At 55.4% G+C, this 21,947-nt stretch carries 26 protein-coding genes and 2 pseudogenes; 8 read left to right on the top strand and 20 right to left on the bottom strand.

The features are described 5' to 3' along the window. The 5 genes and pseudogenes from H7848_RS20325 to H7848_RS13275 form a co-directional block, all read right to left on the bottom strand. On the bottom strand, window positions 1-68 hold a 68-nt coding region (locus H7848_RS20325), incomplete at its 3' end, for an IS3 family transposase (protein ID WP_419555511.1). Window positions 69-93: 25 nt separating this feature from the next. Then, window positions 94-387, bottom strand: coding sequence for a hypothetical protein (locus H7848_RS13290; RefSeq protein WP_208352332.1), 294 nt, complete (start codon window positions 385-387; stop codon window positions 94-96). A gap of 161 nt (window positions 388-548) precedes the next feature. Beyond that, window positions 549-785, bottom strand: a pseudogene (locus tag H7848_RS13285) (transposase); the annotation flags it as partial. 129 nt (window positions 786-914) lie between these two features. Then, a complete protein-coding gene (locus H7848_RS13280; RefSeq protein ID WP_208352329.1) occupies window positions 915-1,718 on the bottom strand; it encodes a crotonase/enoyl-CoA hydratase family protein in 804 nt (267 codons plus the stop codon). After that, the gene (locus H7848_RS13275) at window positions 1,715-2,515 is read right to left on the bottom strand and encodes a FadR/GntR family transcriptional regulator (protein ID WP_208352324.1); all 801 of its coding nucleotides are present in this window, start codon (window positions 2,513-2,515) and stop codon (window positions 1,715-1,717) included. Before H7848_RS13275 ends, H7848_RS13280 begins: the two co-directional genes overlap by 4 nt. Window positions 2,516-2,796: 281 nt before the next feature. Between H7848_RS13275 and H7848_RS20405 the strand changes: the two are divergent. The 6 genes and pseudogenes from H7848_RS20405 to H7848_RS13250 form a co-directional block, all read left to right on the top strand. Next, a pseudogene (locus H7848_RS20405) lies at window positions 2,797-2,910 on the top strand (DUF1326 domain-containing protein); the annotation flags it as partial. 27 nt (window positions 2,911-2,937) lie between these two features. Continuing rightward, window positions 2,938-4,554, top strand: a complete 1,617-nt coding sequence (locus H7848_RS13270; RefSeq protein ID WP_208352322.1) for an AMP-binding protein — start codon at window positions 2,938-2,940, stop codon at window positions 4,552-4,554. Window positions 4,555-4,560: 6 nt separating this feature from the next. Continuing rightward, window positions 4,561-5,661, top strand: coding sequence for a dimethylsulfoniopropionate demethylase (locus H7848_RS13265; protein WP_208352320.1), 1,101 nt, complete (start codon window positions 4,561-4,563; stop codon window positions 5,659-5,661). Between the two features lie 429 nt (window positions 5,662-6,090). Then, the gene (locus H7848_RS13260) at window positions 6,091-6,276 is read left to right on the top strand and encodes a toprim domain-containing protein (protein ID WP_208352318.1); all 186 of its coding nucleotides are present in this window, start codon (window positions 6,091-6,093) and stop codon (window positions 6,274-6,276) included. Then, entirely contained in the window at window positions 6,269-6,409 is a 141-nt protein-coding gene (locus H7848_RS13255) for a hypothetical protein (RefSeq protein WP_208352316.1), read from the top strand. Before H7848_RS13260 ends, H7848_RS13255 begins: the two co-directional genes overlap by 8 nt. 131 nt (window positions 6,410-6,540) lie before the next feature. After that, window positions 6,541-7,659, top strand: coding sequence for a beta-ketoacyl-ACP synthase III (locus tag H7848_RS13250; RefSeq protein WP_208352313.1), 1,119 nt, complete (start codon window positions 6,541-6,543; stop codon window positions 7,657-7,659). Here H7848_RS13250 and arsH read toward each other — a convergent pair. Together arsH and H7848_RS13240 are read right to left on the bottom strand one after the other, a co-directional pair. Continuing rightward, window positions 7,656-8,366: an arsenical resistance protein ArsH gene (arsH, locus tag H7848_RS13245; protein WP_208352311.1), complete on the bottom strand. Its 711-nt coding sequence runs from the start codon at window positions 8,364-8,366 to the stop codon at window positions 7,656-7,658. The genes H7848_RS13250 and arsH overlap by 4 nt on opposite strands. Before the next feature lie 18 nt (window positions 8,367-8,384). After that, entirely contained in the window at window positions 8,385-8,846 is a 462-nt protein-coding gene (locus H7848_RS13240) for a hypothetical protein (protein ID WP_208352308.1), read from the bottom strand. Between the two features lie 274 nt (window positions 8,847-9,120). On the opposite strand from H7848_RS13240, the gene H7848_RS13235 reads away from it, so the two are divergent. Further along, window positions 9,121-9,723 carry a thymidine kinase gene (locus H7848_RS13235; RefSeq protein WP_208352306.1) on the top strand — a complete coding sequence of 201 codons (603 nt, stop codon included), beginning with the start codon at window positions 9,121-9,123 and terminating at the stop codon, window positions 9,721-9,723. Between the two features lie 16 nt (window positions 9,724-9,739). Here the strand turns inward: H7848_RS13235 and H7848_RS13230 are convergent, their stop codons facing one another. The 12 genes from H7848_RS13230 to coxB form a co-directional block, all read right to left on the bottom strand. After that, entirely contained in the window at window positions 9,740-10,789 is a 1,050-nt protein-coding gene (locus H7848_RS13230) for a threonine aldolase family protein (RefSeq protein ID WP_208352304.1), read from the bottom strand. Then, window positions 10,789-11,262, bottom strand: coding sequence for a YcgN family cysteine cluster protein (locus tag H7848_RS13225; RefSeq protein ID WP_208352300.1), 474 nt, complete (start codon window positions 11,260-11,262; stop codon window positions 10,789-10,791). Before H7848_RS13225 ends, H7848_RS13230 begins: the two co-directional genes overlap by 1 nt. Next, window positions 11,255-12,193 carry a bifunctional riboflavin kinase/FAD synthetase gene (locus tag H7848_RS13220; RefSeq protein WP_208352297.1) on the bottom strand — a complete coding sequence of 313 codons (939 nt, stop codon included), beginning with the start codon at window positions 12,191-12,193 and terminating at the stop codon, window positions 11,255-11,257. The genes H7848_RS13225 and H7848_RS13220 overlap by 8 nt, the downstream gene beginning before the upstream one ends. 38 nt (window positions 12,194-12,231) lie before the next feature. Beyond that, a complete protein-coding gene (locus tag H7848_RS13215; RefSeq protein ID WP_208352294.1) occupies window positions 12,232-12,675 on the bottom strand; it encodes a MaoC family dehydratase in 444 nt (147 codons plus the stop codon). A gap of 93 nt (window positions 12,676-12,768) precedes the next feature. Beyond that, window positions 12,769-13,638, bottom strand: a complete 870-nt coding sequence (locus tag H7848_RS13210) for a TIGR01459 family HAD-type hydrolase (protein WP_208352292.1) — start codon at window positions 13,636-13,638, stop codon at window positions 12,769-12,771. A 104-nt stretch (window positions 13,639-13,742) separates the two neighbouring features. Beyond that, the gene (locus H7848_RS13205; RefSeq protein ID WP_208352290.1) at window positions 13,743-14,660 is read right to left on the bottom strand and encodes a manganese-dependent inorganic pyrophosphatase; all 918 of its coding nucleotides are present in this window, start codon (window positions 14,658-14,660) and stop codon (window positions 13,743-13,745) included. Window positions 14,661-14,745: 85 nt separating this feature from the next. Then, entirely contained in the window at window positions 14,746-15,747 is a 1,002-nt protein-coding gene (locus H7848_RS13200; RefSeq protein WP_208352288.1) for a hypothetical protein, read from the bottom strand. Between the two features lie 99 nt (window positions 15,748-15,846). Beyond that, a complete protein-coding gene (locus H7848_RS13195; RefSeq protein WP_208352286.1) occupies window positions 15,847-16,650 on the bottom strand; it encodes a cytochrome c oxidase subunit 3 in 804 nt (267 codons plus the stop codon). Between the two features lie 18 nt (window positions 16,651-16,668). Next, complete coding sequence (locus tag H7848_RS13190) at window positions 16,669-17,238, bottom strand: cytochrome c oxidase assembly protein (protein WP_208352338.1); 570 nt, start codon at window positions 17,236-17,238, stop codon at window positions 16,669-16,671. Continuing rightward, complete coding sequence (locus H7848_RS13185) at window positions 17,238-17,426, bottom strand: hypothetical protein (RefSeq protein WP_208352283.1); 189 nt, start codon at window positions 17,424-17,426, stop codon at window positions 17,238-17,240. The genes H7848_RS13190 and H7848_RS13185 overlap by 1 nt, the downstream gene beginning before the upstream one ends. Continuing rightward, a complete protein-coding gene (gene cyoE, locus H7848_RS13180; RefSeq protein WP_208352280.1) occupies window positions 17,423-18,361 on the bottom strand; it encodes a heme o synthase in 939 nt (312 codons plus the stop codon). The genes H7848_RS13185 and cyoE overlap by 4 nt, the downstream gene beginning before the upstream one ends. Before the next feature lie 44 nt (window positions 18,362-18,405). Beyond that, entirely contained in the window at window positions 18,406-19,323 is a 918-nt protein-coding gene (gene coxB, locus H7848_RS13175; RefSeq protein WP_208352278.1) for a cytochrome c oxidase subunit II, read from the bottom strand. Window positions 19,324-19,508: 185 nt separating this feature from the next. Here coxB and tldD point away from each other — a divergent pair, with 185 nt between their 5' ends. After that, window positions 19,509-20,930 (top strand): metalloprotease TldD, encoded by a 1,422-nt coding sequence (gene tldD, locus H7848_RS13170; protein ID WP_208352275.1) that lies wholly within the window; start codon window positions 19,509-19,511, stop codon window positions 20,928-20,930. Between the two features lie 70 nt (window positions 20,931-21,000). Here tldD and H7848_RS13165 read toward each other — a convergent pair whose 3' ends face one another. After that, window positions 21,001-21,861, bottom strand: coding sequence for an N-formylglutamate amidohydrolase (locus H7848_RS13165; protein ID WP_208352273.1), 861 nt, complete (start codon window positions 21,859-21,861; stop codon window positions 21,001-21,003). Window positions 21,862-21,947: the final 86 nt, after the last annotated feature.

The following is a 21,947-nucleotide window of genomic DNA, read 5'->3' as shown; positions in this document are numbered from 1 at the left end:
ACGCCTTCATCTGCCAGTTCAGCGTGAATGCGCGGCGCACCATAGGTTTGCTTTGATGCTTCATGGATGGTGGCGATCCGGTCAGTTAGCGCGTCATCGGCAACCTGTCGGACACTGGGCGGGCGGCGTCAAACAGCACCTCGTCTTGGTCGGTATAGAGCTGGCGGCGATGAAAAGGTCCCGGTCCTCGCGCAGCAGGGCGCGCAACGGTGCGGTGTTCGGGTCGAGCAGCGAACACAATATCGCAGAGAAGGTCGATTTTGCCGAACCCTGCTCGCCCGACAGGACGAGCGCCGGATACGGGCCTTTATTTCGCAGGACAGCGAGCGCCCAGGCCACCACCAGGACGAAATCTTGATCGGACTGGACGTTCAGAAAGGCGCGCAATGTGTCGACCGACCCGCCGGGTGCGGGACTGCCAGGGGCCGCATGCCGACCGCGCGGCGGAAGCGAACCGGCGGCTTGTCGATCACCCGCCAGCCTGTGGTGTCTATTTCCACCGCCCGTCAAAACGCCCCACCGGGACCTTTTCTGATCCGGTTTCAATTTAAAATCGCCCTCTGCTCCTTGAGGATACGGTTCTCTCGCCGCAGCCGTTCATTCTTACGCGCAAAGTCGAGGTCCTTGTCAGACACAAAATCACTGTCACGATGCGCCGTCACCCACTTGTTCAGCGTCGACAGGCCAACGCCCAAATCAGATGCCACTTGCTTCCTGCTCAGCCCGCTCGTCCGCGCGATCGGAACCGCATCAGCACGGAACTCGTCCGTCCGCTTCAGTCCCATAATCCGTCTCCTTTGCTGCAATAAATGCTATCAAAGGAGCGGCATCAAAACAGGAAAGGTCCAAATAGTCTGTGTGCTGTATAAATCGCGGTTCAGCACGGTTGTCATTCGGCCAAAACCATCGTCCCGCTAGTCAGGGCGAACGCGGGCGGCGGATTTGTTGGCGAAGGCGGCGAGGCGGGCACGGGCATCGGGTTGGGTGTTGACGACACCGGCGACGCAGGCCTCGGCATAGGCGGCGTCCATCGCGGACATATTGCGTGCGTGGCTGACTGCTGAACAAATCGCGAAGTTCGAAAGCGGCAGGTTTTCAGCAGCACGCTCGGCCAGAGCCAGTGCACGGTCGAAAGCAGATCCATCGACGAGATACTGCGCCAGGCCAACATCGACGGCCTCTTGTTCTTTATAGATTCGCCCTGTGAGCATCATATCGATGGTCCGCGCCTTTCCAATAAGGTCGGTCACGCGAATTGTTGCCCCGCCGCCGGTGAAAAGGCCGCGCTGCCCCTCTGGCAAACCGAAATAAGCTGTGCGGTCCATGACACGGATGTGAGCCGAACTGGCAAGTTCAAGCCCGCCGCCGACGACCGCGCCTTGTAGTGCTGCGATGATCGGGACGCCGCCGTACTCCATCTTGTTGAAGGCTTCGTGCCAGCGCAGGCACACCTGCCAGAACTCGGCCGGGCTGCGGTCAGCCTGGTGGTGTTCCACAAGATCAAGACCCGCGCAGAAGTGGTCGCCGGCACCTGCAAGTACCACGGCGCGGACACCGGCCTGGGGTGCGGTCGAGAAAAAGCGGACCAACTCTTCGATGGTTGCGATATCGAGCGCATTGCGTTTCGAGGGACGATTGAGCGTCACGATCCAGACGCCATCATCTCGTCCCTCAAGGGCAAGATTTTCGAACGAACCTGTATCTAGGGTCTGCTTCACGATAGGCCTCCGTTTTGGCTTATAATAGGGGAAGACTTGGTGCGTTCATTGCTTACAGACCGTGCAGCGCGGAGGCTCTGGCGCTTCTCAAAAACAGATCGCCCCAGCGTCAGCGTGTAGTCTTCCAGTCGGATAAGTTCCTGCTCTAATCGCGTCGCGTCGCGGTCGGTTGCCGCGGCAAACAATGCAGTGTGCATGTCGACGATTTCGGCGCGCGATCGGTCGGTGAAGGTAATCATGTTCATCAATGGCTGCATGGCCTCGATCGCTCCGGCCATCTGATAAGACAAAACAGGGTTACCCGACCCATCGACCAATGCCCGATGAAAGGCCACATCCGAGCCGCAAAAGGCTTCATCCGAAAGATCCGGCAATTGTTGGACGGCAAGTTCATGCGCCATGGCATCAAGGTGGGCTTGGATCCGGTTTTGCGCGACAAGCCTGACGCAGGACCGCTCCATCGCGAACCGCGCCTGGCAGGCGGTGTCGAAGCTGATCTCGTTCATACTCAGCAGAAGCGTTGACGTCGTGACATGCTGTTTGCGGGCTTCTTCATAAGACAGACGCCGGACAAAGGCCCCACCAAAAGCTCCGCGCTGCGTCCGGATAAGCGACTGTGCCGCAAGCCGCTTCAACGCCTCGCGGATCGTCGGGCGCGACACGTCAAACTGTTCAGCAAGCTCTTGCTCTGACGGCAGCCGGTCATCGACGATCAGATCACCCGAGATGATCGCATCGCGAATGGCCTTGGCGATTTGGGCCGAGAAATCAGCAGCGCTGTTCGGATCAATCTTCATATGTCAGACATTTACACTTTTCATTTGTCAGACATTTAAATGTCTGGCATTTAAAAAGGCAACACTAGAGAAGGGAGGCTTTGGTGTTGACAGCAACGTTTCGCTTCGTTTCTGCCCTATCCTGGCTATCGCTTTTCGCGGCGGTTCTGTCGGAATGCGTCTTAACCCTTATGCTATGGCGGCTCAAGATGATATCCGCGAAGCCTCCGGCGTTATTTTTCCCAAGATTCTCAGCCACGGGTAGTAGCCAGTCATATAACAGCACGAAAATAAGGCGCGCTGATGTGGCCGTAGCCACATCAAACGAGCTAGGACTGCAGGCCTTTGGCCACCTTTGGGATTTCGAAGGACGATCTGCCGAGATTTGCCAGATCGACTGGCACGGGCCGAAGTAGGTCAGCCGGAACGAGGGAGCAGAGCCGATGCATAAACACTTTGAAGCCAATGCGATGAACGGCGCCAACTACGTGCCACTCTCGCCGGTTTCGCACCTGAACCGGGCCGCTTATGTTCATGCAAGACGGCCCGCGGTGATCTACGGCGCGCGCCGCTACGATTACGCGACACTTGCGGATCGGGTCAGGCGTATCGCGGGCGGACTTCAGGCGCGTGGCATTGGCAAAGGCGATACGGTTTCCGTAATCGCGCCTAACATTCCAGAACTGTTTGAGCTGCATTATGCGGTGCCAATAGCGGGGGGCGTGCTCAATACGATAAACATGCGGCTTGAGGCCGAGACGATCGCCTACATCATCGGGCATGCGGACACGAAACTGATTATTGCCGACAGTGTATTCGCGTCGATTGTTCAGGGCGCCTTCGAGATTTTGGGCGAAACCCGTCCGGTCATCTGGATACGCGACGCGCAAGGGCCGAATCCGGATATCGATGGCGATGATTTCGACACGTTACTGCAAGCAAAGCCGTTTGCCGGAACCGGCCTTCCGGACGACGAATGGCAGGCCTTGGCGCTTAATTATACGTCCGGGACGTCGGGACGCCCCAAGGGCGTCATCTATCACCACCGGGGTGCCGCGCTTATGGCGATGGGAACGGTGAACGCCTGGCAGGTGCCACATTTTATCTCGTATCTGTCTATCGTCCCGATGTTTCACTGCAATGGCTGGTGTCACCCCTGGATGCTGCCGCTGATTGGTGGACAAATGGTCTTTACGCGGGATCCGCTGCCTGAGAAACTATTCAAGGCGATCGCGGATGAAGGGATCACACATTTTGGCGCCGCACCGATCGTGCTTCAGATGATGGTGGAAAGCCCCGAGGTGCCCAAAACGCCATTCTCTCCGCGCATCCGGGTTATGACCGCAGGCGCACCGCCACCGCCCGCGATCCTTGGAAAAACCAGTGAAATCGGGCTGGACGTGATGCAGGTCTACGGATTGACCGAAACTTATGGCCACATTTCGCAGTGCCTTTGGCAGGAAGAATGGGAAAACCTGCCGCCCGCCGAACAGGCCGAGCTTCAGGCGCATCAGGGCATCGCTTTTCCAATGGTCGAAGGTTTTGAAGTGATCAATCGGGAAACCGGCCAGCCCGTGCCGATGAATGGTGAAACGCAAGGCGAAATCGCGATCCGCGCGAATACGGTCATGAAGGGCTATTACAAGGATGCTGATGCCAGCGCCGAGGCATTCAAAGACGGCTGGTTCTGGTCGGGTGATGCGGCTGTGGTGCATCCGAACGGCTATGTCCAGATCCGCGACCGATTGAAGGATGTCATTATCTCGGGCGGCGAAAACATATCATCTGTCGAGGTCGAGGCGGTGCTTTATAGTCACCCCGACATACAGGCTGCGGCCGTTGTTGCACGCCCTGATCCGAAGTGGGGCGAGGTCCCGCGCGCCTATGTCGAGCTGCGCGACGGGGCGACGGCGAATGCGGACAACATTATCGCCTTTTGCCGCGAACATCTTGCTGGCTTCAAAACACCAAAGTCTGTCGTTTTTCAAACACTTCCGAAGACAGCGACCGGCAAGATCAAGAAATTCGAACTGCGTCAGCACGCGCGTAAAGAAGGATAATCTGACATGGCCAATATCGCTCCGTCGCGGCGCCTGCGTCGCACGCCATTCTCGAAGGGTGTCGAGGCCGCCGGGATCGGCGGATATACGGTCTATAACCATATGCTGTTACCAGCATATTTCGAAAGCCCCGAGGCAGACTATCGGCACTTGAAACAGCACGTTCAGGTCTGGGATGTCGCTTGTGAGCGGCAAGTGGAAATCCGGGGACCCGACGCTGGCAAGCTTATACAATGGCTAACACCACGTGATTTGCGCAGCATGATGCCGGGGCAGTGTTTGTACCTGCCCGTGGTGGACGAAACCGGGGGGATGCTGAACGATCCGGTTGCGGTCAAGCTGAGCGAAGAGCGGTTCTGGATCTCGATCGCGGACTCGGATCTGCTGCTATGGGTCAAGGCACTGGCGAATGCCTACCGCATGGAAGTCCTTGTCGATGAGCCTGACGTCAGCCCCCTGGCCGTACAGGGGCCGAAGGCGGACGATCTGATGGCCCGCGTGTTCGGTGATGATATCCGATCAGTGAAATTCTTCCGCTATGGATGGTTCACCTTCGAAGGCCGCGACCTGCTGATCGCGCGGTCCGGCTATTCGAAACAGGGCGGCTTTGAGATTTATGTCGAAGGCTGGGATCTTGGGATGCCGTTGTGGGACGCGCTGTTTAAAGCGGGCGAAGACCTGAACGTACGCGCCGGATGTCCGAACGGCGCTGAGCGGATCGAAGGTGGGTTGCTCAGCTATGGCAATGACATGACGCGGGAAAACACTCCACATGAATGCGGCCTGGGCAGGTTCTGCAATACCGAAACAGCAATTGGCTGTATCGGACGCGATGCGCTATTGCGCGTGGCCAAGGACGGCCCGGTGAGGCAAATCCGTGCAATCGAAATCAAGAACCGTGTTCCACATTGCGATGAAGCCTGGCCGATCATGGACAAGGACAAAATCGTCGGACAGGTTACATCCGCCGCCTGGTCGCCAGATCACGATTGTACCGTCTCGATAGGAATGGTGCGGATGACCCATTGGGATCCAGGAACTGAACTGAAGATCAACACACCTGAGGGTAAGTTCGATGGCGTCGTGCGCGATAGCTTTTGGGCATGAGGCAATGAACGCGTAGGCGTATCTGGCAAAAAGTACTTCACTTAAATGACGGATGAACCATCTCGTAATGGAACGATCAAGCGTCATTTGTCATATATGTCAGTAGACCATAATTGTGCAGATTTTCAAGTTAGCTCGAAGTTGATCCACATAAACCATTGAAAATAATAGGTAAATTTGGTAAAAATCCACTTTGGAGTCAAGTCTTGCAGACTTGGCTTATATCTACGGCGCGACGGGTCAGACAAAGCCGATGTCCCTGGTGGAGCCAAGATGATGTTGGGGACCTGTCGTGGCGGCGCTGTGCGATTGGGACCGGATCGCCTCGTCATCGTTGTCGCGGAAGGGATCGAAACCTCTCTCAGCGTCAGCGCTGCATCTGGCTTGACTGCCTGGGCGACCCTGTCGACCTCCGGCCTCAAGTGAGTGATGCTGCCGCCAGCCCCCGTGGGCGAGGTGGTCTTGATTGCGGCAGATCACGATCCCGCCGGTCTGACGGCAGCAGAACAGGCGGCAGCACGGTTCGAGGCCGAAGGCCGTCTCGTCACAATCATCACGCCTCCGACGAAAGGGACCGACTTCAACGACCTTCTTCAGCAGGACAGTCATGAGTAAAAAAGACATTCAAGCCGCTGTTACAGATGCATTGAAAGTTGCACGCTCCAATGCTCAACGTGGCAACCTCAAAACACTTGCTCAGAATACCGCTTTCGAGGCATCGAAAAGCGTTCATGTGACACCAAAATAGTGGTACAGTTTTACGGGGTTAAGATACGAAGCCAGCACACCCAGCCAACGAGTTTCAAGGTTTTCACCCGTTTAGCTTGACCTTCGCAGTTGTTTCCAGCAATTCTGCGCCACCCGTTGTCTGAGGTGCAAATGTTTAAATCCGCAATTACCGGAACAGGCGTTTTTACGCCAGAAAACGTCATTACCAATGACGAACTTGTGGCTGCTTTCAATACCCATGCTGACCGCTATAACTCTGAAAATGAAAAGGAAATCGCGGCCGGTGTGCTTGACGCCAAAGCGCATTCTTCAAGCAGCTTTATCGTTCAGGCCAGTGGAATTGAACAACGTTACGTTCTGGATAAGGAAGGCGTTCTGGACCCGGGCCGCATGTACCCCAAACTGCGCGCGCGATCGGATGATGAACCGTCAATCATGGCAGAAATTGCTGTCGAAGCTGCGAACAAGGCCTTTCAGGACGCAGGCATCCGACCCGATCAGATTGACACCGTGATCTGTGCGGCGTCAAACATGGAACGCGCATATCCAGCGGTTGCTATCGAGATCCAGAAACTGCTTGGAATTCAAGGCTTTGCTTTCGACATGAATGTCGCCTGTAGCTCGGCCACCTTTGGAATTCAGATCGCGTCCGACATGATCCGCACCGGCAGCATCAAGCGTGCTCTGGTCGTGAACCCGGAGATTTGCAGCGCGCATCTTGAGTGGCGGGATCGCGATTGTCATTTCATTTTTGGCGATGTTTGCACTGCAACCGTGATCGAACGGGCCGAGGATGCCAATGGCGATTATTTTGAAATACTTTCGACACGTTGTCTGACTGATTTTTCCAATAACATTAGAAATAACAACGGATACCTGCGCCGTACCCGCGATCAGATGGAAGACCGCCGCGATATGCAGTTCATGCAGAACGGTCGGAAAGTCTTCAAGGAAGTTGTTCCAATGGTATCAGCCCTGATCCTTGATCATGTCGAGGATGAAGGCTTGGCCGCGGATCAATTGAAACGGCTTTGGCTGCATCAGGCCAACAAGTCGATGAACGATTTCATTGGTCGCAAAGTCTTGGGCCGCGTTCCTGAACCGCACGAACAACCGAATATCCTGCAAGACTATGCCAATACGTCATCGGCGGGCTCGATCATCGCTTTTTCGAAATATTCCAATGACTTGGCGTCAGGCGATGTTGGTATTATCTGTTCGTTCGGCGCAGGTTACTCGGCAGGTTCGGTCATCGTACGGCGCAACTAGTCGGTTTTGTTGACCCGCGCCCGAACCTGAGCCGCGGTTTCGACACGTTCCGAGTACCGGTCAAGCATATAGTCCGTTCGGCCGCGCATCAGATAGGTGAATTTCACCAGTTCCTCCATCACATCAACGATACGGCTGTAAAGCGGACCCGGTTTCATACGGCCATTTTCGAACTCTGACCACGCCTTTGGAACGCTTGACTGGTTGGGAATTGTCGCCATCCGCATCCAGCGCCCCAGAATGCGCATCTGATTGACTGCGTTAAAGGACTGTGACCCACCTGATACCTGCATCAGCGCCAGCGTTTTGCCCTGGGTAGGTCGCACACCGCCCATCTTCAAGGGCAACCAGTCAATCTGCGATTTCATGATACCTGTCATCGCACCGTGACGTTCGGGGCTTGACCAGACCATGCCTTCGGACCAAGTGGCAAGGTCGCGCAGCTCTGTCACCTTCTCATGGCTACCGTCATCGTCGTCGGGCTGCGGCAGCCCACGGGGATTATAAAACCGCGTCTCACACCCCATGGCATTCAACAGGCGCCCGGCCTCTTCTGCTGCAAATCTGGAATAGCTGTTGTCCCGCAACGACCCATACAACAACAAGATGCGCGGGGCGTGATCAGCAGCACCTGACAGCTTTAGAAAATCAACGTCAGGACCATTGAACCGATCAGGATCAATATTTGGAAGATCGCTTAGATCCATTGTTCTGCCCTACCCTGTTCAGTCCGGCACTTCTTCTTCAAGGTGCAGCTTCATTTCGATCAGAACCTGTTGCAGCACAAGTGTTTCATTCAGCAGTCTTTTGGCCTCATTCACTGTAATCACACCGTCGGAAATTGACTGGTGATATTCGCCCATCAGCATGCCGAACCTTTGACTTAGCATGATAACATCCGAATTCACGCCGCCCTTGTCATCGTCATTCTTACGGTTTTCATCATAGCTCAGCGTGATGCCCCGCAAGTCAGCCAGGGCCGCCGTGACATGGGGAAAACCGGCTGCCCCCTCAAGCGCTGCGACAACATCAATCGGCATAAAGCGCCCTGCATGATCTGCGTCTGTCGAATAGTATCGGCCTAGGGTGGCTTTCGATTTTCCGCAAATCTGGCCAGCCTTTTCGATACCGATATCCTTCACCAAGGCTTCCGTATGTTTCTTCAGATAACTGGCGGTGTCATCCATTTTTGCGCAACTCCCGGGTCAGGCGGGGAAAATTGCACGAATTCTCCCACTGATATTCTGCATATCTGAATGCCATCTTTACCCTATCCCGTGTTTTTGGGAATGACCAAGTGCCAATGATCCCGACATTGGATGGTTTGAAGATTTGCTGAATATGACCCAGACGGGGGTGGGCTTGGTGCCAAAGGTAAAGAGTTCAGGCAAATCTGACACGTCATGAACGTTGCGATAAAGGGGTTTTGCATTCAGCGGTTTTGCGCTTTACCTGCAGGCTATGGCTAAACTTTATTTTCACTATTCCACCATGAATGCAGGCAAATCCACCGTGCTTTTGCAGGCATCCTATAACTATCATGAACGCGGCATGCAGACCTATCTGCTGACGGCGCAGTTCGATCATCGCGCCGGTGACGGTCGCATCGCGTCGCGTATCGGTATCGGGGCTGACGCCGATACATTTGCCAAGGGTGACAACCTGTTCGAAAAACTGCGCACCAGACTGGCGCAAGGACCCTGTGCCTGCATTTTTGTGGATGAGGCGCAGTTTCTTGAAGAAGAACAGGTCTGGCAACTGGCCCGCGCTGTGGATGATCTGAAAGTGCCTGTGATGTGTTACGGATTGCGCGTTGATTTTCAGGGGCATCTATTTCCGGGGTCAGCCGCGCTTTTGGCCTTGGCCGATGAGATGCGAGAGGTTCGAACCATCTGCTGGTGCGGGAAAAAGGCGACAATGGTCGTCCGACAGGATGAAAACGGACAGGTGATTACAGAGGGCGCACAGGTTCAGATCGGCGGGAACGAAACCTATGTTTCGCTGTGTCGCAAGCACTGGCGCATATCCATGGGTGACATGCCCGCCGATATTGAAGAGAGCTAGCAAATAGCTGCTCAGATCAGGCGCGTATTACTTCCAAAAACCGATCTGTATTCGCATCACTGGTCGACCAGTCGCACACAAGGCGCGCGGTCAGTTTTTCGTCCGGATCATCGCCCTCTAGCGTGCCTGACCAGACGTAATACTGCGCACCTGCATCATGCAGCGCCTGATGCTTGGCCCGCGACCATTCCGCAAAGATCATATTGACGTCCGGCTCATAGTGAAATCCGACGTCGGGGATCTGCTTCAATCCGCTTGTCAAACGCGCGCATGCACCATTGGCCTGCTTTGCAAGATCAATCCATAAATCATTCGTCAGATAGGCCTGCATTTGCGCCGATAAATAACGGTGCTTCGAAAATAGATGCGCTGACCTTTTGCGGCGCAGCTCAAATTCCCAGGCCTGTTCAGGATCAAATAGAATGACCGCTTCGACCCCCATCAGGCCGTTCTTGGTTCCGCCAAAGCTGACCGCATCGATGCCCGCCTTCCACGTCATATCGGCTGGTGCACACCCAAGCGCCACCATAGCATTCGTAAACCGCGCCCCATCCATATGTGTTTTCATGCCATAAGACCGGGCAATATCCGTCAGCGCCCGCAATTCGTCCAGCGTATAAATCACACCCCGCTCTGTCGCCTGAGTGATCGAAACCGGCCCGCGCTGCATGCCATGAACGCCGCGCGTTTCTTCCGCCTCAATCGCCACTTTCAGCGCATCCGGGGCCATCTTGCCCCCATATTCGTCGATCAGCGTCAGCTTTGACCCGCCCGTAAAGAATTCGGGACAGCCGCATTCGTCTTCGTGAATGTGGGCCACACGCGAACAAAACACCGTTTCCCAAGGCTTGGCCATTGTCGCCAGAATGATCGAGTTCGCCGCCGTCCCCGTCGCGACCAGATAGATCGCGGCCTGCGGCGCCTCAAATATATCGCGCACCTGCTGACGCACGGTGTCCATGATGGGGTCCGCGCCGTAGGAACTGACATAATCGGCATTCGCACGCACCAGCGCCTCCATCACCTTTGGGTGCACCGGCCCTGTGTTGTCAGAGGCGAAAAACATCAGCGTGGCTCCTCAATAATATGATCTTCCCACTCTTCCTCGGGAACATCGAATTCGGGCACAGTCAAGCCCTGAACCGAAACCCCCGCGCCGTGGACCGTATCGGGTGTGCCGGATATCAGCGGATGCCAGTCATAAAGCGGCCGTCCCTCATACACCAACCGATAGGCGCAGGTATCGGGTATCCAGTACAGATGGCTTTCAATAGTATCAGGTGTCAGCACGATGCATTCGGGCACAAACTGTTTTCGGATGTCATATTGCGCACAGCGACATGTGCTGTCATCCAGCAAACGACACGCGACACGGGTCAGGACAACCTCGCCCGTTTCTTCATCTTCCAGCTTGTTCAGGCAGCATTTGCCGCAGCCATCGCAAAGCGCTTCCCATTCCGTCTGGGACATTCGCGCCATAGGTACCGTCTTCCAGAACTGCGGGCGCACCCCGCTGCGGTCAATGGGATCATCAGACATCGTTCAAAATGCCCCGTGCCTGTTCGCAATCGATATCCATCTGGTTGATCAAGGCCTCGACACTGTCAAATTTCATCTCTGGCCTCAGAAACTCGACCAGCCCAACTGATAGATCGGCGCCGTAGAGATCACCCGTGAAATCGAACAGAAAGGTTTCGCAATTGGCCTGATTTTCCCCGAACATCGGACGCACACCGATCGAGGCCGCAGCATGGTAACTGCCTGCATTGGGTCCGTTCAGAACGTCGACCTTCACCGCATAAACACCGAATTTCGGCGGATGCAGCCCGGCAATGGACATATTCGCAGTCGGATAGCCCAACTGACGCCCCCGCTGATCACCCTGAATGACACGGCCTTCGATCCTGTGCCAGTGCCCAAGCATCGCAGCCGCATCGCGCGGTCGCCCGTCGCTAAGCGCGGCGCGGATATTGGTCGATGACACTTCGCCAACACCCGTTTCGACCATCTGCACGACCGTCACGCCAAAACCCATGGCCGCACCAAAACGCTTCAGATCATCTGCGGTACCTTTTCGCCCCCGCCCAAAGCAAAAATCCTGGCCAACCACGACATGGCGCAAACCAAGGGCCTCTGCGATGATCTTTTGCGCAAAATCATGCGCCTCAAGACCAGCCAAAGCTGCGTTAAACGGCAATTGATACAAAATATCCACGCCAAGCTTTTCCAACCTGTGCGCTTTGGCCTCGGCGTTCATCAGACGAAAGGCGGGCGTGTCCGGGGCAAAGAATTCGCGGGGGTGCGGCTCAAACGTCATGACACCCAACGGGCACCCAAGCTCAGCGGCCTGCCTACGTGCGATATCGATGACGGCCTGATGGCCCAGATGGACACCATCAAAGTTGCCAATGGCAGCACTCGCGCCTTGGTCACCTTTGTCGATGAACTGGGTATCCCGGACAATCCGCATAGAACCGCAGTTATCGCGGCCTTAAGCGCGGTGCAAGGTCAGTCGAATTTCCGTGACGGCGCCAAAACGACAGCTTCGCCTTTAAGCACTTTCTTTCCATCCACCTCACAATGGGTATTCATGGTGACACGGCGCTTGGAATGATCGATCTCGGTGACCTCAACCTCGGCCAGAACCATGTCGCCGGGGCGAACCGGGGCCAGGAATTTCAGCGACTGGCCCAAATAAACTGTGCCGTGACCGGGCAGCTGTTCACCAATAACGGCGGAAATCAGACCGGCCGTGAGCATACCATGGGCAATCCGGCCTTCGAAAATCGTATCCTGGGCATAGTCATCATCCAGATGCACAGGGTTATGGTCTGTTGAAACCTCAGCAAACATTTCAATATCGCGGTCGGTCACAACCTTGCGCAGATGGCGTTTCATCCCGATTTCGATGTCTTCGATACAGATCGTCCCGCGGGGCATATTGTCCAACATACTGCGCATCCCAAAAGTAATAATATGGCAACAAAAGACGCCATGTTGAAATATGATTACTTTTCAACTGCAGAAAAATCAAGGGCAAACGATCTATCGCAAAAACCCGATCGCATAGGTCGGCGCAGACATTTCCTTATCTAAAAAGGCACTTAGCGCTTGCGCGTCAGGCTGGCTGCGCGTTTTTGTCTCAGCCGCAGCCAGGCCGCCGGTGATGAAAACAGAATCGATCTCTTCTCCCATCGCACCCCTGATGTCGGTACCAATCCCATCGCCAATCGCCAGGATGCGCTGGTCAGGAATATCATGCCCAAGCGCCACCAACCGCCGCCGCGCCAGATCATAAATCGGCGGATGCGGTTTGCCAAAATAAAGGCTCTCGCCGCCCATCTCGGTATAAAGCTGCGCCAGCGCACCGGCACACCATTCACGGGTCTCACCGCGATCGACAACGATATCAGGGTTGGCACACAGCAGTTTCAGCCCCTTCTGCTTGGCATAAAGAAACTCCGGGCGCATGACAGACGGGTCCGCATGCGGGTCAAAAGGCCCACAACAGACGATACCCTCGGCCTGATCCAACGGCACCTGCTCAATCTCAACCGGATCGTCGACAATCTGCATCGGGGCAAAAAAGCTTTGATCGTGATCTTCACCGATAAAGAAGACCTTCTGCCCGACAACACCACGGAACATCGCCGCCCTCGCACTGTCACCCGAACTGGCAATCGCATCCCAGCAATCCGTGGGCAGACCCATCCGGTTCAACTGCGCCTCAACGCTGGCATGGGGCCGCGGCGCATTGGTCACCAGTACGACAATCCCACCCTGCGCCTTAAACGCTCGCAGCGCAGTCACTGCCTCGGGGAACGGCGCTATTCCGTTATGAACACAGCCCCACAGATCACAAAACAGTGCATCATAGTCTTGCGATATCTCACCCAGGCTTTCGATGATCCGCATTAAGGCCCCTCAGTCATTATTGTTCCATAAATACTCTCGCCGAAGGCGAAAAAATCGCGCGGCACGCGCGGGCGGAATGAGCGCGACCAGCGCTCACCTTTGGATCAGACTTTCAGATTGGGAATGATCTGCTTTTTGCGGCTCATAATCCCCGGCAGAACGACGCTATCGCCCGAAACACTGGCGCCGAAGGATTTTTCCGCAACGGCTTTCGTCAGATCGTTCGGGATCAACATCGTCGCTTCTTCGTTCAGAATATCGACAATGAACAGCAACACCTGATCCACACCATCTTCCAATGCGACCGCGGGCATCGCGTCCAACAGACTGTCTTTGCGATCAAGGATCATCTGCGGCGCTGTGGTTTCCAGGACTGAGACACGAAACTTCGTGCCGCCAACCTCATATTCCTTCGAATCCATCCGCAAGAGTTCCGCATCGGAAAAAGCCGAAACATCAGACTTTGCCGCAAACAACTCGGATGCGTAATCCGGGATCGAAACACCCAGCTCGCCCGCCAGTGTTTCAGCCACATGCTGGTCATGGGGCGTCGTCGTCGGGCTGCGGAATTCAAGCGTGTCGGACAAAATACACGACAACATCGCACCCTTGATCGCATCCGGCATCCGGGCCGCATCCGCGCCCATCATGTCGTACATAATCGTCGCCGTGCAGGCCAGGGGGCGGATCGTGATATCAATCGGCCCTTTGGTTTCCAGCCCACCGGTCAGTTTATGATGATCGATGATTTCAAATACATTTGCGTCATTGATCGATGACGGCAATTCAGCTGGATTGTTCGTATCGACAACCACACAGCAATCATCTTCGCTGACATCCTCAATAATCTCGGGCTTTTCCAACCTCCACCGCTGCAAAACAAAGGCAGCTTCAGTGTTGGGTTCCCCCAACAGCTTCGCCTCAGCAGGGGTTTTGCGGACCTCATTCAGATACCAGGCCCAGATGATGGGCGACCCGGTTGAGTCGGTGTCAGGGGATTTGTGGCCAAATACTTTGATCATCGATGACATCTCGTTCAGTTGGACAAGTCATCTGCCTTCTAACGGGCGCTTTGGGCGATGTCACCCTTCGTTTCCCGCAAACCGCCTAGCGCATCCAGAACCCTTCGCGCTTGATCTTGTTACGGATCATCTGTTCGCGGCGGGGCAGGTTATCCTGATCAAAAAGCGCCCGCACTTTTTGACCACGCCCCTGATAAACCATGCGCTTTATCGGCTCATACCCTTTCAACACTTTCTTGATTTTATTGGGTGCGGCAACCTCCTCCAGCGTGTCGATCACCCGATCATCCTCACGCGCATACATCAGCGGGAAGACACGATAATGGCAACTGACTGCACCGTCCAAAAGACCATCGGGTATCGTCCCACGCCCGCCCCCAAAGGAATGAATGACAAGCGGCAGTGCAATCTGATCAAGCCAGGGATCAAGCGATTGGCAAACCAGTTCTTCCGGCGAGTTATCCCGGATCGCAACGGCATATTCCGCAAACCGCGCACCAAATTCCTGCGGACACCGGAAGAAAAACCAACCGGCGTTGAAATATAGATATCTGCGCCAGTATTCATCGGGCTGATCCATATCCAGCGAGCTTTCAAAATCCAACCCAAACTGATCGTAAAGCGACTTCCAGATGGCCGTATATCCTGGCCCGTAAAGCTCGATCTTGGGCCATGTTCCCTCGCATCTGGTCGACGCCGTCGGTCGATCAAAGTCAAAGGGCACCCACGTCAGCTCAGACAAAATCAGTGTATCGGTATCAAAGAAAACAAAGGGTTCGCCTTTGGGCAACGCCTGCAGACCCTCGATCTTGTTGCCATAGGGATAGGCCTGCCCGAAATGCTGACTTTCAAACGAAACAATCTGCGCACCCAGCATATCCAGCGCGCTTAATACGGCGTCATCCTGAATACGCGGGTCATAGTCCCAAAGGCCGTTGGGCTGGGGTTCCATCACAAACAGCTTGCCTTTGAAACCAGACGATTTCGCCCGAAGCGAGGCCGCAAACAAAACCGCCTCATACATCAACCGACCGCGTTGCCCGACGATGGCGATATTGAAATCGGTCGGCCTGGATGTTTTCGGCATCTCACCCTCGGACAAGTTGGGCTTTAGCATATCCCCAAAAAAGCAAACGGCAAGGGAAACCCTTGCCGCTTTTCAGGTCATGACATTGGCGTCAGACGATCATGATCCCCAGATGTAAACAACGGCGAACAGGAACAGCCAGACAACATCAACAAAGTGCCAGTACCACGCAGCGGCCTCAAACCCGATGTGCTTTTCCGCCGTGAAGTGACCAGCCCGCACACGCAGATAGCAGACAAACAGGAAGATCGTCCCGATGATCACATGGGCACCGTGGAAGCCGGTCGCCATGAAGAAATTCGAAAAGAACTTGTCGCCCCCGAATGTCCAGTCCTGCGCAGACAGAAGATACCAGTATTCGTACCCCTGCAGGAATGTGAACAGCACGCCCAGAGCGATCCCCAGCAGAAGTCCGTTTTCGACGTCCTTGCGGCTTTCGTTGTGAACCAGCGCGTGGTGTGCCCAAGTGACTGCGGCGCCTGAACACAACAGGATCAGCGTGTTGATCAAGGGCAGGTGAAACGGATCGACCTGATACATCTCGGGCGGGATATAGGTTGAGCCCTCATAGGTATCCATCGGGTACATGGCATGTTTGAAAAAGCTCCAGAACCATGCGGCGAAGAACATCACCTCGGACATTATGAACATGATAAAGCCATAGCGCAGCCCGATGCGGACAACCGGCGTATGATCGCCCGCAACGCTTTCGCGGATCACATCGGACCACCAGCCGAACATCACATAAAGAACGGCCGTCAAACCGATCAGGAACATCCAAGGTCCACCGTCATGCATCCAAAGCACGGCCCCGAACAACATAAAAAACGCCCCGACCGACGCCATAAGCGGCCAGATCGACGGGGGCAGGATGTGATAATCGTGGTTCTTGGCGTGGGCCATGTCGTATCCCTTGGGCTTCTAGTTAAAACTGGTGTCAGTGCTTAAAGCCGCCTGTGTTTCAGGCAGTTCGATTTCATAGAAGGTATAGCTAAGCGTGATCGTATGCACAAACTTGCCTTCGCGGTCGTTGACGATGTCCGGATCCACATAAAAGGTCACTGGCATCTCGACGCGTTCGCCGGGCTGCAAAACCTGTTCCTGAAAACAGAAACACTCGATCTTGGAAAAATAGCTGCCAGCGGCAAAAGGCGTGACGTTGTATGTGGCTGTGCCTGCAATGGGTCGGTCGGTCGGATTATAGGCCTCGTAAAAGGCCAAACCCGTTTCACCGATACGGATTTCCATCTGGCGTTCAACGGGGCGAAACTCCCACGGCATGTGTCGTTCTGTACTAGCGTCGAAACGTATCTTGATAGTCTGATCCAGGATTTCATCCGTATTGCCGGCCGACACATTTGTCGTACCGCCATACCCCGTGACCCGGCAGAACCAGTCATAAAGCGGCACCGACGCCCAAGCCAATCCGCCCATGAACACGACAACCGCCAAGGTCTGTGCCAGTGTCTTGCTCTTGCCTTGTAACCCCATCATTCCGCAGTCTCCATCAGTTCCGGGCGCACAACATGGTCGAAACCCTGCACCGGCTGGCCCGAGGTTATTTTGACAACAGTCAGTCCAAAAACGATGGCAATCAACGCCGCCAGCACCCCTAAAACACCCAGGTTACGCCCAAGACGACGATCATGTATTTCGTGGTCTTTGCGAAAATAGCTCATCCCCAGCCACCCAATCCAAAGGACCGTAGCGCGGCTTCAGCCAACAGTGCCCCAAAATGTAGGAACAGGTACAGTAGTGAGAATTTGAAGAACGACTTTTCAACCGCATAGCCGTCATCCGTCGCGATATCTTCATCCCGCCGCCAGATATCGAAAGCGCCTTTGACGAACCATGCGTTCATCACAACAGCCGCTGCTAGATAAACGGGTCCCCCGATCGACGTCAGCCCGGCCCCGATCGCCACTGGTGCCAACAGCAGGGTATAGATCAGAATATGCGCGCGTGTTGTTTTACGGCCATGCGTGACGGTCAACATCGGCACGCCAGCGTCGTCATAATCGGACTTCATGAACAGCGCCAACGCCCAGAAATGCGGCGGCGTCCACATGAAGATCAGCGCAAACATCAGAACGCTTTCCAAAGACACGCCCCCGGTCGCAGCCGCCCAGCCAATCATCGGGGGGAATGCCCCCGCCGCGCCGCCGATCACGATGTTCTGCGGTGTCGACCGCTTCAACCAGACGGAATAAACCACGGCATAGAAAAAGATCGTGAAGGCCAGAAGAAAAGCCGCAAACAGGTTCGTCGCCAAAGCCAGAAAGATGACCGAAAAGCCCGACAGTGCCAGACCAATGGCCAGCGCTTCTTCAGGTGCGACTTTGCCGGCCGGGATCGGGCGCTTTTGCGTGCGCCGCATGACCTGGTCGATATCGGCGTCCCACCACATATTCAGAGCGCCCGAGGCCCCTGCCCCGATGGCGATAAATAATATCGCGCAAAATCCGACAAAGGGATGAACAGACACAGGTGCTACCAGCAACCCGACCAAAGCTGTGAAAACAACCAGCGACATGACACGTGGTTTCAGCAGGGCAAAGTAATCGCCAAAGCTGGCTTCACCTGTGCTCGTATTTTCAAAGCTCGCGTCGCTCATTGACACCCCTGATCCGTTCGAAAACCCCTTTGCGGGCGGTATCCTTAGTCGCTTGACGCAACTTCAAGCGTGCGCGGTGTTCCCGCGTATTCCTGAATAGCGCCGTCAAGCCACTGCTCATAGGCCTCTTCGCTGACCACATGCACCGTGATCGGCATATAGGCATGATAGAACCCGCACAGTTCCGAGCATTGACCAAAATATACGCCTTCCTGCTCTGCGCTGAACCAAAGTTCGGCCAGACGCCCGGGAATACCATCTTGCTTCACGCCGAAAGCGGGGATTGTCCAGGAATGGATCACATCGCCGCCAGTGACCTGCATCACGACAGTTTTGCCAACAGGCACGACAACGGCCGTATCGGTTGCCAACAGCCATTCATCGCGGCTGTATCCAGCACGTTCCAGCTTGGCTTCCATGGCGTCATTCAGAACATAGGGTTCGATGTCATCACCATCTTCGGCGGTCAACGTCGCCGGGTGGCCGATCATATAGCTGTCAAAATTGAAGTCGTGATCGACATATTCATAATTCCAGTACCACTGCAGACCTGTCACCTTGATGGTGATGTCAGCTTCGGGAATTTCCTGCTGTTTGAACAGAACGGGCAAAGAAAACGCGCCAATAAAGACCAGAATGATGATCGGAACGACCGTCCAGGTGATCTCAAGCGGTGAATTATGGGTAAATGTCGCGGGGTTCGGGTTACGATGGCGATTATAAAGAACGATGATAGCTGCCAATAAACCCACGACAAAAATCACAATCGCCGTGATGATCACCAGAATCATACCGTCCAGCCATTGAAGATCACGCGCAAGCTCGGTCGCGGCGGGCTGAAATCCCATACCGGCATCCGTCGGCACGCCGATCACATCCAGACCATCCGGTCTGTCCTGCGCAAAAGCCGCTGTTGCAGTAAAATAAGCCGTCAGGCTTGCCAAAAACGTCCAAAATCGCATGTATCGTTTCCCGTTCGATCTGCGGGCAGTTTTGCGCTGCCTCATGCCGGGGATGACGCGCATTGACGGAATCCCCATTGTCTTGCAGGCGGTTAAAACCATATCCTGACAAGTATCTCAAGTCAGAGCGTTGCGGCAAACAGACGCTTTTTGATTTCGCTCAAGGACAGGAAGGATCTACAGATATGTCCACCGCCCCCTTTCGCCCGTTCGAGGACATGCTGGATCAGCAGTCCGCATTGCGTCATCTGCAGGCCGCCGTGGCGGGGGCCGATGACGGCGAACTGTTTCTGGAACGCACCCAAAGCGAGGTGCTGACCTTTGACGATGGCCGTGTGAAAAATGCCAGTTACGATGCGTCCGAGGGCTTTGGCCTGCGCGCCGTAAGGGGTGAGGTCGCGGGCTATGCCCATTCAACAGACATCAGCGAAACGGCGCTGAAACGCGCGATTGCGACAACGCGCCTGGCCGTGGGCGAAGGCGGGGCAAATCTGGCCGTTGGACCTCAGCCCACCAATCGGCGGCTTTATTCAGACGAAGATCCGATTGAGTCTTCTGAATTTCCGCTGAAGATTGAAACACTTAAAGAAATCGACGACTACACCCGCGCGCTGGACAAGCGTGTGATCCAGGTATCGGCCACGATCGCCGCATCCCATCAGCAAATCGAAATCCTGCGCCCCGAAGGCACCTTGATGCGGGACGTCCGGCCCATGGCGCGACTGAATATCTCGGTCATTGTCGAACAAAACGGACGGCGCGAAAGCGGGTCTTATGGCGGCGGCGGGCGACATGGTCTGAACCAGCTGCTGACCTGCGATCACTGGCAGGCCACCGCGAAAGAGGCGCTGCGCATTGCCTTGGTGAACCTTGACGCCGTCCCGGCCCCCGCAGGCATGATGGACGTGGCGCTTGGCCCCGGTTGGCCCGGCGTGCTTCTGCACGAGGCCGTGGGTCATGGACTGGAAGGCGATTTCAATCGCAAGGGCGCATCGGCTTTTGCGGGCCTCATGGGCCAACAGGTCTCCGCCAAAGGCGTCACGGTTCTGGACGACGGCACAATCCCCGACCGTCGCGGATCACTGACGATCGACGACGAGGGCACGCCATCGGGCAAAAACACTCTGATCGAGGATGGTATCCTAGTCGGCTACATGCAGGATCGTCAGAATGCCCGTCTGATGGGTGTCAAACCGACAGGCAACGGTCGACGCCAAAGCTTTGCCCATATCCCCATGCCTCGCATGACCAATACATATATGCTGGGCGGTGATGCCACGCCGGACGACATCGTCGCCGATCTGAAAGACGGTATATATGCCATTGGATTCAGTGGCGGGCAGGTTGATATCACAAACGGCAAATTCGTCTTCAACTGCACCGAAGCCTATCGCGTACAAAACGGCAAAATTGGCGCGCCGGTCAAAGGGGCGACGCTAATCGGCGACGGCGCAACGGCAATGAAACAGATCAAAGCTATCGGCAATGACATGGCGCTGGATCCAGGCATCGGAAACTGCGGCAAGCAGGGGCAATCCGTACCCGTCGGCGTCGGACAACCGACACTGCTGATTGGTGGATTGACCGTGGGCGGATCAGCGGCATAGGGCGCCATCCTGAAAATGAAACGCTTGGCTCAACCCAATCCGCCCGGTGGGAACCACCGGGCAGCGCCCGTCATTCAGCCGCCATCGGCAATCTGGCCTGGCCAATCTGAGTGATTTCGGCAATCACATCGGTCAGTTTCTGGCGGAACTCGGGAAAGTCCTTTCGGGGTAAAACACGCTTTTCGTCCATATAAAGCGCACGGTCGATTTCGATCTGAACAACATGCTGCCTGCGCGACGGGCGCCCATAGGCCTGCGCGATATAGGCCCCCGCAAATGGCGTATTGCGCACCACGTTGAACCCGGCATGCTGAAAGGCCTCTTCAATCCGGTCGACCACTTCGGCGTTGGCCGAGGCCCCAAATCTGTCGCCCAACACAACCTCTGGCTTGCGGACAGCCGATCGCGCGATCGACGCGATCGCCTCATGCGGCATTGAATGGCAGTCAATCAGAACAGCTTCGCCAAATTGCTGATGACTTTCATTAAGCAGTCTCTGCAAACACGCGTGATAAGGATGCCAATAGTCGTTAAGGCGCACCTCAACCTCAGACCAACTCAGCTTGCCGCTATAAATCGCCCGGCCATTGGCAACGACCCGCGGAATAACCCCCAGCCCCGAAGCGACCCGTGGATTATGGCCTGATTTTGTGATGCCCTGGATCAGCGCCGGATCAAGTTCCTCGGCGCTGCGGTTCAGATCGACATAAGCGCGGGGAACACCCGCCAGCAGCAACGGCGCACCAAACCGGGGCGCCGCGGTGAACAATTCGTCCACAAAGGCATCTTCGGAACTACGTATCGTCCGTTTGTCCAGCAAAGACCGTGTCAGGAAAGACGCAGGATAATCCCGCCCACTGTGTGGCGACGCAAAAACGATGCTGGTCGACCTGACCTTTGGTTCCTTCAGGGTATATGCTGCGTTTGGCATCGGCACTCCTTCACTTCCGCATACATAGACCAGTTTTGCAGAATTCCAAAAGCCCTCTTGATCCTTGCGACGACTCCTTTTATAGA

Source organism: Pseudaestuariivita rosea, from assembly GCF_017592335.1.
In the GTDB taxonomy this organism is placed as follows: domain Bacteria; phylum Pseudomonadota; class Alphaproteobacteria; order Rhodobacterales; family Rhodobacteraceae; genus Parasulfitobacter; species Parasulfitobacter rosea.
The sequence above is the reverse complement of the archived record's forward strand: the minus strand, read 5'-3'. Positions and strand labels throughout refer to the sequence as shown.

Excerpts from the sequence above, each read along its gene's own strand:
- H7848_RS13275 (WP_208352324.1), bottom strand. The coding sequence starts at position 2,515 with ATGAAGATTGATCCGAACAGCGCTGCTGATTTCTCGGCCCAAATCGCC.
- H7848_RS13270 (WP_208352322.1), top strand. The coding sequence starts at position 2,938 with ATGCATAAACACTTTGAAGCCAATGCGATGAACGGCGCCAACTACGTG.
- H7848_RS13265 (WP_208352320.1), top strand. The coding sequence starts at position 4,561 with ATGGCCAATATCGCTCCGTCGCGGCGCCTGCGTCGCACGCCATTCTCG.
- H7848_RS13260 (WP_208352318.1), top strand. The coding sequence starts at position 6,091 with ATGCTGCCGCCAGCCCCCGTGGGCGAGGTGGTCTTGATTGCGGCAGAT.
- H7848_RS13255 (WP_208352316.1), top strand. The coding sequence starts at position 6,269 with ATGAGTAAAAAAGACATTCAAGCCGCTGTTACAGATGCATTGAAAGTT.
- H7848_RS13250 (WP_208352313.1), top strand. The coding sequence starts at position 6,541 with ATGTTTAAATCCGCAATTACCGGAACAGGCGTTTTTACGCCAGAAAAC.
- arsH (WP_208352311.1), bottom strand. The coding sequence starts at position 8,366 with ATGGATCTAAGCGATCTTCCAAATATTGATCCTGATCGGTTCAATGGT.
- H7848_RS13240 (WP_208352308.1), bottom strand. The coding sequence starts at position 8,846 with ATGGATGACACCGCCAGTTATCTGAAGAAACATACGGAAGCCTTGGTG.
- H7848_RS13235 (WP_208352306.1), top strand. The coding sequence starts at position 9,121 with ATGGCTAAACTTTATTTTCACTATTCCACCATGAATGCAGGCAAATCC.
- H7848_RS13230 (WP_208352304.1), bottom strand. The coding sequence starts at position 10,789 with ATGTTTTTCGCCTCTGACAACACAGGGCCGGTGCACCCAAAGGTGATG.
- H7848_RS13225 (WP_208352300.1), bottom strand. The coding sequence starts at position 11,262 with ATGTCTGATGATCCCATTGACCGCAGCGGGGTGCGCCCGCAGTTCTGG.
- H7848_RS13220 (WP_208352297.1), bottom strand. The coding sequence starts at position 12,193 with ATGCGGATTGTCCGGGATACCCAGTTCATCGACAAAGGTGACCAAGGC.
- H7848_RS13215 (WP_208352294.1), bottom strand. The coding sequence starts at position 12,675 with ATGTTGGACAATATGCCCCGCGGGACGATCTGTATCGAAGACATCGAA.
- H7848_RS13210 (WP_208352292.1), bottom strand. The coding sequence starts at position 13,638 with ATGCGGATCATCGAAAGCCTGGGTGAGATATCGCAAGACTATGATGCA.
- H7848_RS13205 (WP_208352290.1), bottom strand. The coding sequence starts at position 14,660 with ATGATCAAAGTATTTGGCCACAAATCCCCTGACACCGACTCAACCGGG.
- H7848_RS13200 (WP_208352288.1), bottom strand. The coding sequence starts at position 15,747 with ATGCCGAAAACATCCAGGCCGACCGATTTCAATATCGCCATCGTCGGG.
- H7848_RS13195 (WP_208352286.1), bottom strand. The coding sequence starts at position 16,650 with ATGGCCCACGCCAAGAACCACGATTATCACATCCTGCCCCCGTCGATC.
- H7848_RS13190 (WP_208352338.1), bottom strand. The coding sequence starts at position 17,238 with ATGGGGTTACAAGGCAAGAGCAAGACACTGGCACAGACCTTGGCGGTT.
- H7848_RS13185 (WP_208352283.1), bottom strand. The coding sequence starts at position 17,426 with ATGAGCTATTTTCGCAAAGACCACGAAATACATGATCGTCGTCTTGGG.
- cyoE (WP_208352280.1), bottom strand. The coding sequence starts at position 18,361 with ATGAGCGACGCGAGCTTTGAAAATACGAGCACAGGTGAAGCCAGCTTT.
- coxB (WP_208352278.1), bottom strand. The coding sequence starts at position 19,323 with ATGCGATTTTGGACGTTTTTGGCAAGCCTGACGGCTTATTTTACTGCA.
- tldD (WP_208352275.1), top strand. The coding sequence starts at position 19,509 with ATGTCCACCGCCCCCTTTCGCCCGTTCGAGGACATGCTGGATCAGCAG.
- H7848_RS13165 (WP_208352273.1), bottom strand. The coding sequence starts at position 21,861 with ATGCCAAACGCAGCATATACCCTGAAGGAACCAAAGGTCAGGTCGACC.